Here is a 15,685-nt window from a genome sequence, read left to right as displayed (position 1 = left end):
AGCCGGCGTTTCTCTTCGCGCATTCCTGCAAGCGGCGGTCAGGCCGCCTTTTCCTTCTCGTAGAACTGCTCTTCCTCGGTCGAGCCCTTCAGCGCAGTGACGCTGGAGCTGCCGCCCTGGATGACGGTGGTGACGTCGTCGAAGTAGCCGGCGCCCACTTCCTGCTGATGCGAGACGAAGGTGTAGCCCTTCTCGCGCGCGGCGAATTCGGCTTCCTGCACCTGCTCGACGTAGTGCTTCATGCCTTCGCCGCGGGCGTAGTCGTGGGCGAACTTGAAGGTGTTGAACCAGTTGATGTGGATGCCGGCCAGGGTGATGAACTGGTACTTGTAGCCCAGTGCCGACAGCTCGTCCTGGAAGCGGGCGATCTGCGCATCGTCCAGGTTCTTCTTCCAGTTGAAGCTGGGCGAGCAGTTGTACGACAGCAGCTTGCCCGGGTGCTTCGCATGCACGGCCTGGGCGAACTCGCGGGCGAAGCCGATGTCCGGCGTGCCGGTCTCGCACCACACCAGATCGGCATACGGCGCGTAGGCGATGCCGCGGCTGATCGCCTGCTCCAGGCCGTTCTTCACGCGGTAGAAGCCTTCCGGCGTGCGCTGGCCGGTGACGAAGGGCTGGTCGTTGGCATCGAAGTCCGAGGTCAGCAGGTTGGCGGCTTCGGCATCGGTGCGCGCCAGCACGATGGTCGGCACGCCCAGCACGTCGGCGGCCAGGCGCGCGGCCTGCAGCTTCTGCACGGCTTCCTGCGTCGGCACCAGCACCTTGCCGCCCATGTGGCCGCACTTCTTCACGGCGGCCAGCTGGTCTTCGAAGTGCACGCCGGCGGCACCGGCGATGATCATGTTCTTCATCAGCTCGTAGGCGTTCAGCACGCCGCCGAAGCCGGCCTCGCCGTCGGCGACGATCGGCAGGAAGAAGTCGATCGCATCCTTCTCGTCGGCCTTGCCGTCGCAGAGGTTCTTCCACTGGATCTCGTCGGCGCGCTGGAAGGTGTTGTTGATGCGGCGGACCATGGTCGGCACCGAGTCGTAGGCGTACAGCGACTGGTCCGGGTACATGGTCTCGGAGGTGTTGCCGTCGGCGGCGACCTGCCAGCCGGACAGGTAGACGGCTTCCAGGCCGGCCTTGGCCTGCTGCATCGCCTGGCCGGCGCTGATCGCGCCGAACGCGTTGACGTAGCCCTTCTTCGCCTCGCCGTTGACGAGCTTCCACAGCTTCTCCGCGCCGCGCTTGGCCAGGGTGTGCTCCGGCTGCAGGCTGCCGCGCAGGCGGACGACGTCCGCGGCGGCGTAGTCGCGCTTCACGCCGGTCCAGCGCGGGTTGTTGTCCCAGTCGTTCTGGATGGCATCGATCTGCTGTTGCTTGGTGCTCATGGCGGGCTCTCTTTCGTCGTGGGGCGTCGTGGTGGGGGTGATCAATCGATGGGTCAGTCGATGCGGTCGTATGCGGGCAGGGTCAGGAAGTCGACCAGCTCGTCGGCACGGCTCAGGTGGTCGAGCAGGGCGATGGCTTCGGAGATGCGTTCGCCGCCGGGCAGGCGCGAGTGGTCGCCCAGCTTCGCGGGCAATGCGGCCAGCGTGCGCTGCAGCAGCGCGTAGTCGATCTGGGTGCCGTCGCACAGGTGCACGTCCGGCGTATGCAGCCATTGCCAGATCTGCGTGCGCGAGATCTCGGCGGTGGCGGCGTCTTCCATCAGCCAGTGGATCGGCACGCAGCCGTTGCCATCCAGCCACGCGGCCAGGTAGCGCACGCAGACTTCGACGTTGCCTTCGAAGCCGGCGCGCGTGATGGTGCCGGTGGACGGGCGGATCAGGTCATCGCGCGTGACCGCCACGTCCTCGCGCAGCACGCCACGCTGGTTGGTCTGCGGCATGTGCTCGTCGAAGATCGCCTTCGCCACCGGGATCAGCGCCGGATGCGCGACCCAGGTGCCGTCGTGGCCGGCGGTGACTTCGCGCAGCTTGTCGGCGCGCACGCGGGCCAGCGCCTGCTCGTTCGCCGCTTCGTCGTTGTTGATGGGGATCTGCGCGGCCATGCCGCCCATCGCATGCGCGCCGCGGCGGTGGCAGGTCTGGATCAGCAGTTCCGAATACGCCTTCAGGAACGGCTGCGTCATCGTCACCTGGCCGCGCTCCGGCAGCACCTTATCGGCGTGGCGCCGGAAGGTCTTCAGGTAGGAAAAGATGTAGTCCCAGCGGCCGCAGTTCAGGCCGACGATGCGCTCACGCAGCGCGTACAGGATCTCGTGCATCTCGAACACGGCCGGCAGCGTCTCGATCAGCACGGTGACCTTCATCTGCCCGTGCGGCAGGCCCAGCGCTGCCTCGATGTGCGACAGCGCGGTTTCCCACAGCGCCGCCTCTTCCATGCTCTGCAACTTGGGCAGGTAGAAGTACGGGCCGCGGTCCTTCGCCTGCAGCGCGCGGGCGTTGTGCCAGGCGAACACGGCGACGTCGAACAGGCCGCCGGCGATCGGCGCGCCATCGATCAGCACGTGCTTCTCGTCCAGGTGCCAGCCGCGCGGGCGCACCAGCAGCACGGCCTGCTCGTCCTGCGGCTTCAGCGCGTAATGCTTGCCGGTGTCGCCCGTGAAGGTCAGGTCCCCGGCCACTGCGCCGATCAGCGCGCGCTGGCCGGTCAGCAGGTTCTGCCAGGTCGGCGAGGTGGAATCCTCGAAGTCCGCCATGAACACCTTCGCACCAGAGTTCAGCGCGTTGATGACCATCTTCGGATCGACCGGACCGGTGATCTCCACGCGGCGGTCCTGCAGCGCATTCGGCACCGGCGCCACGGTCCAGTCGCCGTCGCGGATGGCGCCGGTGTCGTCGCGGAAGTCCGGCAGGCCGCCGGCATCGAAGAAGGCCTGGCGCTCGCGGCGGGCCAGCAGACGCGCCTGGCGCTCCGGCTCGATCGCACGGTGCAGCGAGACCAGCAGGGCCAGGGCGCCGGGGGGCAGCAGGTCGTCCTGGCCCGCCACGTTGGCGGTCAGGGCGATGCCGGGGGTAGGACGGTCGGCGCGTACATCGCGCGGCGGCAGGGCGAAAGCGGTGGCGGACATGGGGGTCTCTTGGCGGCTTGCTGGAGACGCACAGTGCTCCCTGTCCGAATTATTTGACAAAACAGTTTTGTCAATGCACTAAATAAGCTCTGCTTATAATTGACTAGACCGTGAGCTCTAAAGAAGCGCCAACCCCGCGATTCCCTTACAAATCAGACCGCCTGAAGCCGCTCCGCGCCTTCTGCCAGACAGTGCGGCTGGGGTCGGTATCGCGGGCAGCGGAGGCGCTTTTCGTCAGCCAGCCGGCCATCACCCTGCAGTTGCAGGCGCTGGAACGGGACCTGGGGGTCACCCTGTTCGAGCGCAGCGGGCGCCGGCTGACCCCGAGCCGCGAGGGCCAGGTGCTGTACGAACTGGCGCAGCCGCTGGTGGCCGGCCTGGACGGGCTGGACGCAACCTTCCGCGAGAAGGTCAGCGGGCTGGAGGCCGGCGAGTTGAACGTGGCGGCCAACAGTTCGACCATCCTCTACCTGCTGCCGAAGATCGTGGAGCACTTCCGCCGGCAGCACCCCGACGTGAAGCTGACCCTGCACAACGCGGCGTCCGCCGACGGTACCGACCTGCTGCGCTCGGACGCGGTGGACCTGGCGGTGGGATCGGTGCTCGACGTGCCGGCCGACCTCAGCTACGCGCCGGTCTACCGCTTCGAACCGATGCTGATCACGCCGCCGGACCATCCGCTGGCGAAGAAGCGCGACCTGCGCCTGGAGGATCTGTCGCCGCATGGCCTGATCCTGCCGCCGAAGCGCTTGGTCACCTACCGGCTGGTCGACCTGGTGTTCCAGCAGGCGCGCGTGCCCTACACCGTCGCGCTGGAAGTCGGCGGCTGGGAGGTCATCAAGCAGTACGTCAGCATGGGCATGGGCATCTCGGTCATCGCCTCGATCTGCCTGACCGACAGCGACCGCGACCGGCTCGCGGCGCGCTCGCTGGCGCAGTGGTTCCCGTCGCGCAGCTACGGCGTGGTGGTGCGCAAGGGCAAGTTCCTGTCGCCGCAGGCGCGCGCCTTCATCGAACTGATCCAGCCCCACCTGTTCGAGCGCCGCGACTACGATGAGAGCGGGCATTCCGAACGTTGACTCGCTGCCTGCATGAGCGGCCGTTACCGACAACACGACCTTGCGCCCGGCCAGTCCCTGCTGTGCCGCTGGGATTACGTGCAGGGAGCGCAGGCCGCGCCTGCACTGGTGCTGCCGGATGCCTGCGTGGACCTGTTGTGGGACGGCACGTGCCTGAGCATCGCCGGACCGGATACGCAGGCACAGTACGCGCACATCGCGCCGGGCCACCGGCTGCAGGGCCTGCGATTCGCGCCGGCCGCCGCCGCGCGCTGGCTGGGTGTTCCGCTGCACGCGCTCGCCAACCAGCGCGTGCGCCTCAGCGATCTCGGCATGCCGCACCTGGCCGCGCTGGGGGACCGCATGGCGGAATGCGACGACGCGATGGCCTGGCTATCCGACCGGATCCTGGCCGACACGCCGCCACGCGACTGCGCAATGCAGGCCGTGCATGTGCGCCTCGCGCGCACGCAGCCCGACTCGGTCGCGCGGCTCGCGCGCGATCTCGGCATGACCGAACGCACGCTGTTGCGGAGGTGCGACGAGGCGTTCGGCTACGGACCGAAGCTGCTGGCGCGCATCCTGCGGCTGCAACGCTTCCTGCGGCGGCGGCACCCTCACGCAACCCTGCTGGAGGCCGCACTCGATGCCGGCTACTACGATGCCGCGCAGCTGGCCGGCGACGCGCGCCGGCTCACCGGCCTAACGTCCACCCAACTGCTCGCACAGGTCGCGGACTGACTGTCCGATTTCGCCAAGACAGGGCGCGCGGACTCGGACAGACTGGCGGCCTCCTCCACGGACACCCGCCATGAGCACCGCCGAACAGCACCACCGCATCGATTACATCGAGTTCACCGTCGCTTCCATCGCCGCGTCGAAAGCCTTCTACGGCGAGGCGTTCGGCTGGACGTTCCAGGACTACGGTCCGGATTACTGCGAATTCCGCGACGGCCGCCTGACCGGCGGCTTCGCGCATGGCACGCCGCGGCCGGGCGGCGCGCTGGTGGTGCTGTATTCGACTGCGCTGGAAGACAGCCTGGCGAACGTGCAGAACGCCGGCGGACGCATCACTGCCCCGATCTTCGCGTTCCCCGGCGGTCGCCGCTTCCAGTTCGCCGATCCCGATGGCTACGAACTCGCGGTCTGGTCGACGACGTGACTCAGCGCGCGTCGTAACGCGTGAGCAACGCACGGTGGCGTGAGCGCCACTGCGCGAGTTCGGCGGACGAGCCGCCGTAGGCGGTGTCGATGAAGGCCAGCGACAACGACTCGGTCGCCTGCTTGACCTGTTCGCTGACCTCGCGCGAGTCGAAGTAGCGGTGGTCGGTGAACACGTTGTGGGTGCCGTGCCGATAGACCGCCAGCACCTTGTGCGCGCCACCGATGGCATCGAACACCTTCAGGCGGTCGTCGACGCCCGAACCGAAACCGGGGATGCGGATGATGTCGTCGGCGGTGGTCACATGCAGCGTGGGAATGGCGATACCGGCCAGGATCGGGCGGAAGTCGTCGTCGCCGTAGAACGGCGGCGCGGAAATGACGATGGCGGCGCTGAAGCGCGGATCGTGCAGGTCGATCACCTTGCCGTCGCGCACCACGCGCGCGCCGGCCGACATCAGCGTGGTGTTGGCGCCGTAGGAATGTCCGGCGGCGACAATGCGTGTGCGGTCGACGTGTACGCCCCATTCGCCCGCCAGCAGCTGGTCCAGCGCGAACCGCTGGTCGCGCACGCGCGCCACTGCCTCGGCTTCGCTGGCAGCGTGCCGGAAGCGCGACACCAATCCGAACGGGTTGCCCTGCCACAGCGCGCGGTCGCTGCCGACGTGCTGCACGTGGAGGCTGGCGATGCCGTGCTTCGCCCAGTACTGGCCCAGGTACGTATAACCATCGCGCGCGCTGCCGATGCCGTGCGAGAACACCACCAGCGGCACCTTGCCGGTGCGCGCCGCATCCGGCCAGAACAGCTTCACCGGCACGGCGCGGCCGCGTGCGGGATCCACCCAGTCCAGGTCCTGCACGCGGTAGCCCGCCTGCATCCCGATGCCGGCATCGCTGCGCACAGGCACGTGCGACGACGCCACCAGCATCGGCGCCAGCAACAGCAGGGACAGCAGGACCACCACGCGATGGCGGCGGAGCAAGGTGGCAACGTTCATCGGCAACACATCCGCGACAGTGGAATCCCACGCGCCCGGCAGCGCATGGACAGGACAACACGGCTGCCGCGCGGGCGCGGCCTCTACGTCTTCTTCGGGCGGCCGGCCTTGACCGGCGCCAACGCATCCAGCGCCTTGGCAAGCGCCTGCGGCGACAGGCCGGACAGCGCATGCAGGCCGGCGCGCAGCAGTTCGCTCTTCTTCGCCGGACGCTGCACCTGCAGCGCACGGCCCTTCAGCACATCGACCAGGGCGAAATCGTCGGCCGGCATGGTGAAACTGTCGCGGACCAGCGTGGATGCGGCGGCCGCACCGTCGGCCGCCGCGACGGCCGGAGGGCGCACTTTCCGTGACTTCGGCATGGCACCCCCTAAATCGTATAAACGATTTATACCTTTTCGCCCGGCGTCCGCCAAGAGGGGTCGGGCCGACGAGCGGCGCATGTTCAGCCGGAACGGACCGCAGGCCTGCCACGACTGACCCTAGACTGTCGCTTTTCCGCCACGGTGGTCGCCCCATGAGCCCCCGCGCCGCCCCTTCCCGCGCCGGCGAACGCGCCGCCGCGCTTGCCGCCGACGACGCTGGCGGACTGGCCGCTGCGCTGGTGGTCGCACCTGTCGATGCGGCCGGCGTGCATGAGGCGCGCAAATGCGTGCGTCGATTGCGCTCGCTGCTGGCGCTCGGTCGCCGCGCGCTCGGCAGGGAACGCGTCGATGCGATCGACCACGAGCTTCGCGCATTGGCCAGGGGCCTCTCCGCGCTGCGCGACGGGCAGGTGGTCCAGGACACGGCACGACGGCTCGCGCGCGATGCCGACGATGCCGACGATGCCGATGAGACGTCCAGCTGGGACGCCCTGCTGCCCTTGCTCGCGCAGCACCAGCACCAGCGGCTCGCCGATGCGCTGCGCGAAGACCCGGGTTTCATCCGCCGGCAGGCGCTGGCGCATCGCCTCGCGGAACAGCTGCAGCGGCTTCCCTGGCACCGCGTGCATGGCGACGACCTGAACCAGGCACTGGCGCGCTCGCGGCGGCGCCAGGCGGATGCGCAGGCGGTGGCCCTGGCCTCCGGACGCGCCGATGACCTGCATGACTGGCGCCGCCGGTCGCGCCGGCTGCGCATGCAGCTGTCCGCGCTGCGCAAACTGCGGGTGAGTGCCCGTGCGGGTGGACACGACGTCACCCCCAGCCTGCGCCATGTCGCCAGGCTGGTGGACGAACTCGGCGTCCTGCAGGACCTCGCCCTGCTGCGGCAGGCGCTCGACGCCCTGGAACGGGCCGAGGCGCCTGCCGCGCGGCCGCCTGCGCGACACCGCAAGGCGAAACCCGTGCAGCTGCGGCCGCTGGGCTAGGCGCGTTCGTACCGCCCAACGCGCCAGGGCGGGTGCGTCAAGAACACCCCATCCGGGCCGATAGTGACCCATACGGTCCTTCCGGACCGCGTGCAGGAGTCCGCACGCCCCCGGAAGGCCGTGGATCCGGTGTTCCGGCATGCCGCCGGTTTGGCACGAAGCCTGCTTCCCTCCATGGAACGGCCCGTGCCAACCGCCCCCCATTACGCAGGATCAAGGCCCGCAGGTGGATTCCACCCCTCCACGTTCCGACGACGCCCTGGCGCCGTCGGCCCCGCCCTCCCGTCGCGCCGGCCTGCCGCCGCTGGCATGGTCGGCGGCTGTCCTGCTGCTGGGCGTGGCCTGCACCTCGATCGTGGCCTTCCGCGAATGGCACGACCTGCACCAGCGCGGGGAGGACGCCCGCCATACCTTGGCCGATACCGGCGCCGCCCAGCTGCGCGTGCCGCTGGAACAGGCCGCATCGATGCTGCGCGCGATGCAGACGGTGTACCTGGCCAACGACCGGATGGACCAGGCCCGCTTCAGCCAGTACCACGCCAGCCTGCGCAGCCCGCTCGCACCGGGCGCCTACACCTCCGTGGCCTTTGCGCGCCGCCTGCCCGTGGACCAGCCGCTGGCCGACCAGGTGTCGTACCGCTACGAATTCGTCTCGCCCTACCAGGCGAACGCGTCGCTGGTCGGCTTCGACATGGTCGGGCAGAAGGCGAACCTGGCGGCCCTGCTGCGCGCCCGCGACACCGACACCGTGGTGATTTCGGCACCGTTCGCCCTGCGCCAGAGCACGCCCGCCGGCCAGAACCCGCTGGGCGTGACCATGCGGCTGCCGGTGTATTCCGGCGGCCCGTCCCCGACCACGCCGAACCAGCGGCGTGCCCGCGAACTCGGTGCACTGGCCATCGGCATCCGCCTGCAACCGCTGGTGGAGACGGCCATGAGCGGCAAGGTGCTGGACGGCTTCCGCGTGCGCCTGTACGACGCGACGGCGGACGCCCACCCGTTCTACGACTCCGCAACGCCGGTCGAGGCCGGCCTGCCGATGCAGCAACGCCGGCTGGACTTCGGTGGCCGCCAATGGCGCATCGAGATGCAGCCACGCCCGCAACCGCTGGACGCCGGGCGGCTGCAGGCCATCCTGGCCGGCGGTGGCGTGATCAGCCTGCTGCTGGCCGCCCTGACCTGGTCGCTGACCACCACCAGCCGGCGCGCGATGGCGCTGGGCGAACAGATGAGCCGGCGCTACCGCGAGAGCGAACTGCGGTTCCGCGCACTCAACGAACTGCTGCCCGCACTGGTGCTGCTGGCCGATGCCGACGACGGCAGGATCGTCTACGCCAACCAGGCGGCCCGACTCCATCTGGGCGACCCCACCGGCCTGCCGCTGTCCGCGCTGTTCTCCGATCCGCAGCTGCAGGCGCGCGCGCGCGACACCGCCGCCATCGGCAACAACTGGGGCAACCTGGAAGCAGTGCTGCTGAGCCCGGGCGGCGGCGCGTTCTGGGCGAGCGCCTCGATCGCACAGGTCGACATGGATGGCGCACCGCACCTGCTGATGGTGGCGACCGACATCTCCGAACAGCGCGAACTCACCGAGCGCCTGAGTTACCAGGCCACGCACGATGCGCTGACCGAGCTGTGCAACCGCCGCGAGTTCGAGCGCCGCATCGATGAAGCGCTGGCCGAACGCAAGGGCCGAACGGTGTGCGATCCGTGCGCGCTGCTGTACATCGACCTGGATCAGTTCAAGCTGATCAACGACGTGTCCGGCCACATGGCCGGCGACCAGTTGCTCGCCCAGCTCGCACTGGCGATGCGCCAGCAGTTGCGCGGCGGCGACGTGCTCGCGCGCCTCGGTGGCGATGAGTTCGGCCTGATGGCCTTCCACGTGGATGCCGAGGGCGCACGCGCCTTGGCCGAGCGGCTGCGCGAACGCATCGAGGCGCTAATGTTCGTCTGGCAGGACCGCACCTACACGGTCAGCGCCAGCATCGGCGTGGTGGTAGTCGACCAGCAGGAGCCGACGTTGAAGGACCTGCTGGCCTGGGCGGATACCGCGTGCTACCTGGCGAAGGAGAACGGCCGCAACCGCGTGCACATGTACCGCGAGGACAACGAGACCACGCGCCGCCACGGCGAGATGGAATGGGCCAACCGCCTGCGCTGGGCGTTGGAACAGGACCGGTTCCTGCTGGACTACCAGCAGATCGTGCCGCTCGACGGGCGCGACACCGCGACCAGCATCGAACTGCTGCTGCGGCTGCGCGACGAGGAGGGCGGCATCGTGCTGCCGGGCGCCTTCCTGCCTGCGGCCGAACGCTACGGGCTGATGCCGGCGATCGACCGCTGGGTGATCCGCAACGCACTCGCCCACTTCGGCCAGCTGCACCACTCGGGCATGCGCCTGGGTACCTGCGCGATCAATCTGTCCGGCGCCAGCATCGAGGACGAAGGGCTGGCGGATTTCATCCTCGCGCGCATCACCGAATACGCGGTGCCGCCGCACGCGCTGTGCTTCGAGATCACCGAAACGGTCGCCGTGCGCAGCCTGCTGAAGGTGGTGGGCGTGATCGAGCGCCTGCGCCGCGTCGGCTGCCGCATCGCGCTGGACGACTTCGGCGCCGGCATGTCGTCCTTCGGTTATCTCAAGAACCTGCCGGCGGACCTGATCAAGATCGACGGCAGCTTCATCCGCGACCTCGAGACCGACCCGATGAGCCGCACCATCGTCAGCGCCATCGCGCAGATCGGCCACCAGCGCGGCCTCAAGGTCGTGGCCGAATGGGTCGCCAGCCCGAAGATCTGCGATGCCCTGCGGTCGCTCGGCGTGGACTACGGCCAGGGCTACGCCCTGCACCGCCCGGAGCGCGTGCTGTTCCAGCGCGACGAACCCTCGCCGCGCCGGCTGGCCGTGGTGCGCTGAGGCGGCTTATTCCGCCGTTGCGTCGACCGCGCGCGGCCGTATGTACTCCAGCAGGCTGACCAGGGTCTTGCCCGGCTCCTCCCACGGCATCATGTGCGCGGAATGCTCGAACCAGACGCCCTGCCTGTAGGGCGCCTGCACGCGCGCCCGCCAGGCCGCGGTCGGTTCGGACGGCGTGGTGTAGTCGTGCCGCCCATGAACATCACCACCGGGATCGGGAACCGCTCGACGCCGCTGAAATCGACCTGCAGGAATCGTCCAGCAACCGGCCGAGCGAGAACACGCTGCGCGCAATGATGATGCGCTCGCAGGTGATGGGCTGGTCACCGGAATACCGCGCGATGGATTCCATCTCGCGCACGGCAGCGCGGCCAGCAGCGTCCGCTTGCCGGCACCCGGGCGCATCACCCGCAGCACGCGGTCGGCGCGTCGCGGCTGCATCGTCGCCAAGTGCTTTCCCTCGACATGGAAACTGGGTGCATTCCACTTGATGGCTTCGCCGATGCGCGCATCCGTTGCCAGGATCGCTGCGCACAGCGCACGGATCGTGGCATCCATCACGTGCGCGGCCTGGTGCAGGGAGGTGTCGACGCCGGGCGAAGCGGCAGACTTCCCGGCGGGCATGGAGATCCCTTCGATGGTCCCGCACGGACGGGACCGTGTCGCAGACGGTACCGCGTGGGTCGGCCACCGCACAGTGTCCGTGACGCTCGTTTGCGCCCCGTCACTCGCCGGTGTGCCGTGCGGCACGCGCCGCATCCTGTTGCACGGCAACCATCGCCTTCGTTGCCTGCGCACGCAGCGGCTGGATGCGCAGCCCATGATGGCGGCACAGGTCAATGGCGGGATACACCGCGCGGCGACCATTGACGAACTCCACCTCCACGTCGTGCACGCACTGGTCGCTGGCGAGTTGCACGGTCACCGCGTCGCCACCGCCGGTGATGGTGTCGCCATGGAGCAGTTCGCGCCACGCCGAGCCACCGACCGGCGTCGTGGCGACCGAGACCACGCGATCGTGCGCGCGGTTCACGAGGTACAGGTAGTGGGTACGTTCGCCTGCCTGGACGTTGGCGATCGGACTGGCGGCGATGAGCAGGGCGATGACGGACAGACGGGGCATGGCGTGATCTCCGGTAGTGAAGGCGCCACCGGTGACGCGGGATTGCGTACGGGGCGACCGCATCTCGCGCCCATCCGGCCAGGCCGGCAACGGATTCGTGTCGAATCGTCGTGCCGCCGGGATGAATCGTAGTCGGCGCCATCGGTGGCTTCCCGTCCCTCGCGCGTGGCCCTACGATGCGGACGCCGATTGGGAGGGCCGCATGAAAATCCGTCTGGGCAATACCGAGATCGGCCTGTTCCGTTACCTGGCCCTGTGGACGGCGGTCGCGCTGCTGTTCACCCTGCAGACGAAACTCAACAATGGCCTGCATCGTCCCACCTGGCCGCTGTGGGACCTGATCCGCTGGTCGCTTATCCAGTGGTACACGTGGGCGGCGCTGGCTCCCCTCGTATTCCGCCTGGCCGAGCGCTACCCGGTGAGCAGCCCGCTGCGCTTGCGTGGGCTGGGCAAGCAACTCGTGGCCAGCCTGTGCACGACCTTCATTGCCATGATGATCGGCGCGCTGGTCTCCACGCTGTTCGAACCCAGCGGTTTCTTCGAACAGCTCGGCTACTTCCTGGAGCAGCATTTCGCCATCGGCCTGCTGACCTACTGGCTGCTGTTCGCCATCCAGCAGGCCATCCAGTTCCACGCCGAGAAGGCGCGGCGCGAACTGGAAGCCAGCCAGCTGGCGACCGAACTGGCGCAGTCGCGGCTGCAGGTACTGAAGACCCAGTTGCAACCGCACTTTCTGTTCAACACGCTGCATGCCATCGTCACCCTGCTCGACGAGGACAAGGTGTCCGCCGAAGACATGCTGCTGCGCCTGAGCGAACTGCTGCGCGCGTTCCTGGAGGACTACGACGGCCAGGAAATCCCGCTGCGGCGCGAACTGGAACTGCTCGAGCTGTACCTCGGCATCCAGCGGCATCGCTTCAAGGACCGGCTGACCACGCGCATCCATGTCGCACCGGATGTACTGGATGCCGCCGTCCCCAGCCTGGTGCTGCAACCGATCGTGGAGAACGCGATCCGCTACGGGATCGGCCAGCACGTCGGCGACGACTGCGTCGAGATCGACTGCCGGCGCGAAGGCGGCGTGCTGTGCATCGACGTCCGCAACTTCAACAGCACCCTCGACGAAGGCGGCCACGCCGGCGGTCACGGCATCGGCCTGTCGAACACGCGGATGCGCATGCGCGAACTCTATGGCGGCGAGGCCAGCCTGCGGCTGGACCTGATCGTGCCGCGCGGCGTCGCCTGCCGGTTGCGCCTCCCGTTCCACGAACTGGAAGACGACGCACTGACGGAGCACGTGCCGGCATGAGCCTCACCGCGCTGGTGATCGACGACGAACCGATCGCGCGCCATGCGGTGGTGCGGCTGCTGCGCGAGGATCCGGACATCCAGGTGGCCGGCGAATGCGGCGATGGCGTGTCGGCCGTGGCGGCGATCCGCGAGCTGTCGCCCGACCTGGTGTTCCTGGATATCCAGATGCCGGCCATCACCGGCCTGGACGTGGTGGCGACGATCGGCGTGGCGCGCATGCCGGCGACCATCTTCGTCACCGCCTATGAGCAGTTCGCCGTGCGCGCGTTCGAAGCGAACGCGGTGGATTATCTGGTGAAGCCGTTCAGCCGCGACCGCTTCGCCGAAACGCTGCGCCGGGCGAAGCAGCGGCTGGCCACCGCGCGCGGCGCGGATGCCGACACGACGTCGCGCATCATGCAGGCGCTGGCCTCGCTGCAGCAGCGCGATGCCTACGTGGAACGGATCCCGGTGCGCGAGGACGAGCGCGTGGTGCTGGTCGACGTGGACGACATCGTCTGGATCAAGGCCAGCGGCAACACGGTGCGGCTGCACCTGGCCGACCGCGTACATGAACTGCGCGAGACCATGGCCGCGCTGGCCGCGCGCCTCGACCCGCGCCGCTTCGCCCGCGTGCACCGGTCGGCCATCATCAACATCCGCCGGGTCAAGGACATCCATCCGTGGTTCAACGGCTACCACGTGGTGACGATGGACACTGGACAACAACTGCGCATGAGCCGCTACCAGCACGAGGCGTTCCTGAAGCTCGCCACGCTGCGGCGCGACGACTGACGCGGCGTTATTCCGATTCCACGCCCGCCAGCGCCAGCACCCAGCCCGGCACCACCGGCTCGCCGGCATAGAAGTCCTTGGGCTTCTTCTCGGCCATGGCCCAGCGATGCAACCAGCTGGGGCCGTAGCGGCCGTTGTATCCGTCCTCGCCACGCGCGTATGCCGGATCGCGCATCGCTTCGTCCAGCGTCACCACGCGGTAGCCGCGACGCTGCACGCCGGCCACCAGGTCCGCGTAGGCGACGGCGTTCAATTCGTTGGCATGCAGCAGCCATACCTGCGGCAGCGCATGGCCCAGCAAGGCCTGCGATTGCGCTTCGTAGTAATCGACCTTGTTGAGCATGTACGGGAGGTAGCCGCGGCGCAGCCGCTCCAGGGTGGCGGCGCGCTCGGGCGTGTCGGGCTGGCCGTCGAGCACGTTGGCGTAGGCGAACGCCCATACCCACTCGCCGTTGTCGACGGTGACGGGCGCGATGCGGTAACCGTGTTCGCGGAGAAAGGCCGACAGCACCGCGCGATCCTCCGGCGTGCGGCCGGCGCGCAGGTAGGGATGGCGGAACCAGCGCGGTACCTGTCCGCGCTCGGCGAGCAGCGGCCGCAGCACGCGCTCGCCGTCCAGGATGTCCTGCTGGAAGGCCGGCAGCCCCACCGCATGCAGATCGAGATGCCCGTGCGTGTGGTTGCCGAGTTCATGGCCCGCGTCGAGCCAGTCGCGCAGCATCGCCACGCGCGCCGGCTGCACCTGGCCATCGACCTCCAGCTTGCCTTCGTTGACGAAGCCCACCACCGGCACGCCGGCCTGCTTCAGCTGCGCCATCAGCTGCGCGTGGCGCGAGGCCAGTTCCGCCGTCGGCGTCTTGTCCACGCGTTGCCATGGCAGGTCGTCGATGGTGATGGCGATGCGGCGATCAGGCTCGGCGGCATGCGCCGCCAGGGCGGCCAGCGACAACACGATGACGCTCAGGAGAAAGCGCATCCGCGATCCGGGGTGGGTGAGGGAGGGGCGAGCTTACCTGTCGCCGCCGTCGCGCGACCACCGTGCCGCACGGGATCGCTCATGTATCGGTGTGCGCATGCGCCTGCAGCCATCGTGCGATCGCCGGCTCCAGCGCGGGATGGTCGGGCACGCGAAGGCCGAAGCCCTCCCGTAGCTGCGTGATCACTGCGTCGACATCCACCAGCCGCGTCCGCTCGCTGGCCTGGCCGATGCGGTGCAGCGCGACGCTCCCGTTGCCCAGCGTCCTGCGCCAGCCCGGACCGGTGCGCGCCACGCGCAGCTGGCCAAGGAACGGGGAGTCCGGATGCGTGCTGACGAACCAGTTGCCGACGACGTAGTCGATCTCGGCCTGCGGCTGCAGGTCGAACACGTACAGCGCGCGCCATGCGCCGGCCACCTGCGCCTGCAAGGTGTACTGGTCGCCGTGGCGGGCGAAGCGATACGGCTCGTGCGGCGTGGACTGCGCATCGTCGCGATCCAGTCGCAGCGGTGCGGTCGGGACCATGCCGCCGAAGCCGACATCGACGGTGTAGCGCACGCCGCCGATGGTCACCAGCGACAGCAGGTGGGTGCGCGCCGTGACGGTACCCTCCGCCTCGCCCATCATCACGCGACCAGTGATGCCGCGCGCGTCGTACCCCAGCGTCGACAGCAATGCCAGGAACACGCGGTTGAGTTCGTAGCAGTAGCCACCCCGCCCTTCATGCAGCAGCTTGTGCTCGATGGCGTGCAGCTCCATCGGCACCGGCTGGCGCAGCAGCGTCGACAACGTTTCGAAGGGGAATGCCGCCGTGTGCCGGAGCTGCAGCGCACGCAGGGTGTCCAGCGTCGCCGGCGGGGGCCGGTCGTAGCCGAGCCGTTGCAGGTACCGCGCCGTGTCGGTGAGAGAGGAGGGCATGACGGCTCCAAGAGTGACGTTACGCCGACGGTGCAC

15 protein-coding genes are annotated in these 15,685 nt (G+C 68.8%); 7 read left to right on the top strand and 8 right to left on the bottom strand.

Features of this window, described 5'->3' with window-relative positions:
* Positions 1–38: 38 nt before the first annotated feature.
* On the bottom strand, positions 39–1,373 hold the full coding sequence (aceA, locus tag V7060_RS07500) for an isocitrate lyase (RefSeq protein WP_334178613.1): 1,335 nt from the start codon (positions 1,371–1,373) through the stop codon (positions 39–41).
* A gap of 53 nt (positions 1,374–1,426) precedes the next feature.
* Entirely contained in the window at positions 1,427–3,058 is a 1,632-nt protein-coding gene (aceB, locus tag V7060_RS07495) for a malate synthase A (protein ID WP_334178612.1), read from the bottom strand.
* A gap of 110 nt (positions 3,059–3,168) precedes the next feature.
* Between aceB and V7060_RS07490 the strand changes: the two genes are divergently transcribed.
* The 3 genes from V7060_RS07490 to V7060_RS07480 all read left to right on the top strand — a co-directional run bounded on the left by V7060_RS07490 (position 3,169) and on the right by V7060_RS07480 (position 5,278).
* Positions 3,169–4,137 (top strand): LysR family transcriptional regulator, encoded by a 969-nt coding sequence (locus V7060_RS07490; RefSeq protein WP_334178611.1) that lies wholly within the window; start codon positions 3,169–3,171, stop codon positions 4,135–4,137.
* Positions 4,138–4,149: 12 nt separating this feature from the next.
* The gene (locus tag V7060_RS07485) at positions 4,150–4,857 is read left to right on the top strand and encodes a helix-turn-helix domain-containing protein (protein ID WP_334178610.1); all 708 of its coding nucleotides are present in this window, start codon (positions 4,150–4,152) and stop codon (positions 4,855–4,857) included.
* 70 nt (positions 4,858–4,927) lie between these two features.
* A complete protein-coding gene (locus V7060_RS07480) occupies positions 4,928–5,278 on the top strand; it encodes a VOC family protein (RefSeq protein WP_334178609.1) in 351 nt (116 codons plus the stop codon).
* 1 nt (position 5,279) lies between these two features.
* Here the strand turns inward: V7060_RS07480 and V7060_RS07475 are convergent, their stop codons facing one another.
* Together V7060_RS07475 and V7060_RS07470 are read right to left on the bottom strand one after the other, a co-directional pair.
* Complete coding sequence (locus V7060_RS07475; RefSeq protein ID WP_334178608.1) at positions 5,280–6,275, bottom strand: hypothetical protein; 996 nt, start codon at positions 6,273–6,275, stop codon at positions 5,280–5,282.
* Positions 6,276–6,358: 83 nt separating this feature from the next.
* Entirely contained in the window at positions 6,359–6,619 is a 261-nt protein-coding gene (locus tag V7060_RS07470; protein ID WP_334178607.1) for a hypothetical protein, read from the bottom strand.
* Between the two features lie 173 nt (positions 6,620–6,792).
* Here V7060_RS07470 and V7060_RS07465 point away from each other — a divergent pair, with 173 nt between their 5' ends.
* Entirely contained in the window at positions 6,793–7,626 is an 834-nt protein-coding gene (locus V7060_RS07465; RefSeq protein ID WP_334178606.1) for a CHAD domain-containing protein, read from the top strand.
* 226 nt (positions 7,627–7,852) lie between these two features.
* The gene (locus V7060_RS07460) at positions 7,853–10,546 is read left to right on the top strand and encodes an EAL domain-containing protein (RefSeq protein WP_334178605.1); all 2,694 of its coding nucleotides are present in this window, start codon (positions 7,853–7,855) and stop codon (positions 10,544–10,546) included.
* A 6-nt stretch (positions 10,547–10,552) separates the two neighbouring features.
* Here the strand turns inward: V7060_RS07460 and V7060_RS07455 are convergent, their stop codons facing one another.
* Both V7060_RS07455 and V7060_RS07450 read right to left on the bottom strand, forming a co-directional pair.
* Complete coding sequence (locus V7060_RS07455) at positions 10,553–11,296, bottom strand: hypothetical protein (protein ID WP_334178604.1); 744 nt, start codon at positions 11,294–11,296, stop codon at positions 10,553–10,555.
* Positions 11,271–11,669 (bottom strand): hypothetical protein, encoded by a 399-nt coding sequence (locus tag V7060_RS07450; protein WP_334178603.1) that lies wholly within the window; start codon positions 11,667–11,669, stop codon positions 11,271–11,273. Before V7060_RS07450 ends, V7060_RS07455 begins: the two co-directional genes overlap by 26 nt.
* Positions 11,670–11,871: 202 nt before the next feature.
* Here V7060_RS07450 and V7060_RS07445 point away from each other — a divergent pair, with 202 nt between their 5' ends.
* Both V7060_RS07445 and V7060_RS07440 read left to right on the top strand, forming a co-directional pair.
* Positions 11,872–12,978, top strand: a complete 1,107-nt coding sequence (locus V7060_RS07445) for a histidine kinase (RefSeq protein WP_334178602.1) — start codon at positions 11,872–11,874, stop codon at positions 12,976–12,978.
* On the top strand, positions 12,975–13,754 hold the full coding sequence (locus tag V7060_RS07440) for a response regulator (protein WP_334178601.1): 780 nt from the start codon (positions 12,975–12,977) through the stop codon (positions 13,752–13,754). The genes V7060_RS07445 and V7060_RS07440 overlap by 4 nt, the downstream gene beginning before the upstream one ends.
* 7 nt (positions 13,755–13,761) lie before the next feature.
* Here V7060_RS07440 and V7060_RS07435 read toward each other — a convergent pair whose 3' ends face one another.
* Both V7060_RS07435 and V7060_RS07430 read right to left on the bottom strand, forming a co-directional pair.
* Positions 13,762–14,730 carry a polysaccharide deacetylase family protein gene (locus tag V7060_RS07435; RefSeq protein ID WP_334178600.1) on the bottom strand — a complete coding sequence of 323 codons (969 nt, stop codon included), beginning with the start codon at positions 14,728–14,730 and terminating at the stop codon, positions 13,762–13,764.
* Between the two features lie 79 nt (positions 14,731–14,809).
* A complete protein-coding gene (locus V7060_RS07430) occupies positions 14,810–15,649 on the bottom strand; it encodes an arylamine N-acetyltransferase (protein ID WP_334178599.1) in 840 nt (279 codons plus the stop codon).
* Positions 15,650–15,685 lie beyond the last annotated feature (36 nt).

The organism is Pseudoxanthomonas sp., from assembly GCF_036845285.1.
Taxonomy (GTDB): domain Bacteria; phylum Pseudomonadota; class Gammaproteobacteria; order Xanthomonadales; family Xanthomonadaceae; genus Pseudoxanthomonas_A.
This window is presented reverse-complemented; position numbering and strand designations above follow the sequence as displayed.

Coding starts and splice junctions, on each gene's coding strand:
- aceA (WP_334178613.1), bottom strand. CDS start 1,373: ATGAGCACCAAGCAACAGCAGATCGATGCCATCCAGAACGACTGGGAC.
- aceB (WP_334178612.1), bottom strand. CDS start 3,058: ATGTCCGCCACCGCTTTCGCCCTGCCGCCGCGCGATGTACGCGCCGAC.
- V7060_RS07485 (WP_334178610.1), top strand. CDS start 4,150: ATGAGCGGCCGTTACCGACAACACGACCTTGCGCCCGGCCAGTCCCTG.
- V7060_RS07480 (WP_334178609.1), top strand. CDS start 4,928: ATGAGCACCGCCGAACAGCACCACCGCATCGATTACATCGAGTTCACC.
- V7060_RS07475 (WP_334178608.1), bottom strand. CDS start 6,275: ATGAACGTTGCCACCTTGCTCCGCCGCCATCGCGTGGTGGTCCTGCTG.
- V7060_RS07465 (WP_334178606.1), top strand. CDS start 6,793: ATGAGCCCCCGCGCCGCCCCTTCCCGCGCCGGCGAACGCGCCGCCGCG.
- V7060_RS07450 (WP_334178603.1), bottom strand. CDS start 11,669: ATGCCCCGTCTGTCCGTCATCGCCCTGCTCATCGCCGCCAGTCCGATC.
- V7060_RS07445 (WP_334178602.1), top strand. CDS start 11,872: ATGAAAATCCGTCTGGGCAATACCGAGATCGGCCTGTTCCGTTACCTG.
- V7060_RS07440 (WP_334178601.1), top strand. CDS start 12,975: ATGAGCCTCACCGCGCTGGTGATCGACGACGAACCGATCGCGCGCCAT.
- V7060_RS07435 (WP_334178600.1), bottom strand. CDS start 14,730: ATGCGCTTTCTCCTGAGCGTCATCGTGTTGTCGCTGGCCGCCCTGGCG.
- V7060_RS07430 (WP_334178599.1), bottom strand. CDS start 15,649: ATGCCCTCCTCTCTCACCGACACGGCGCGGTACCTGCAACGGCTCGGC.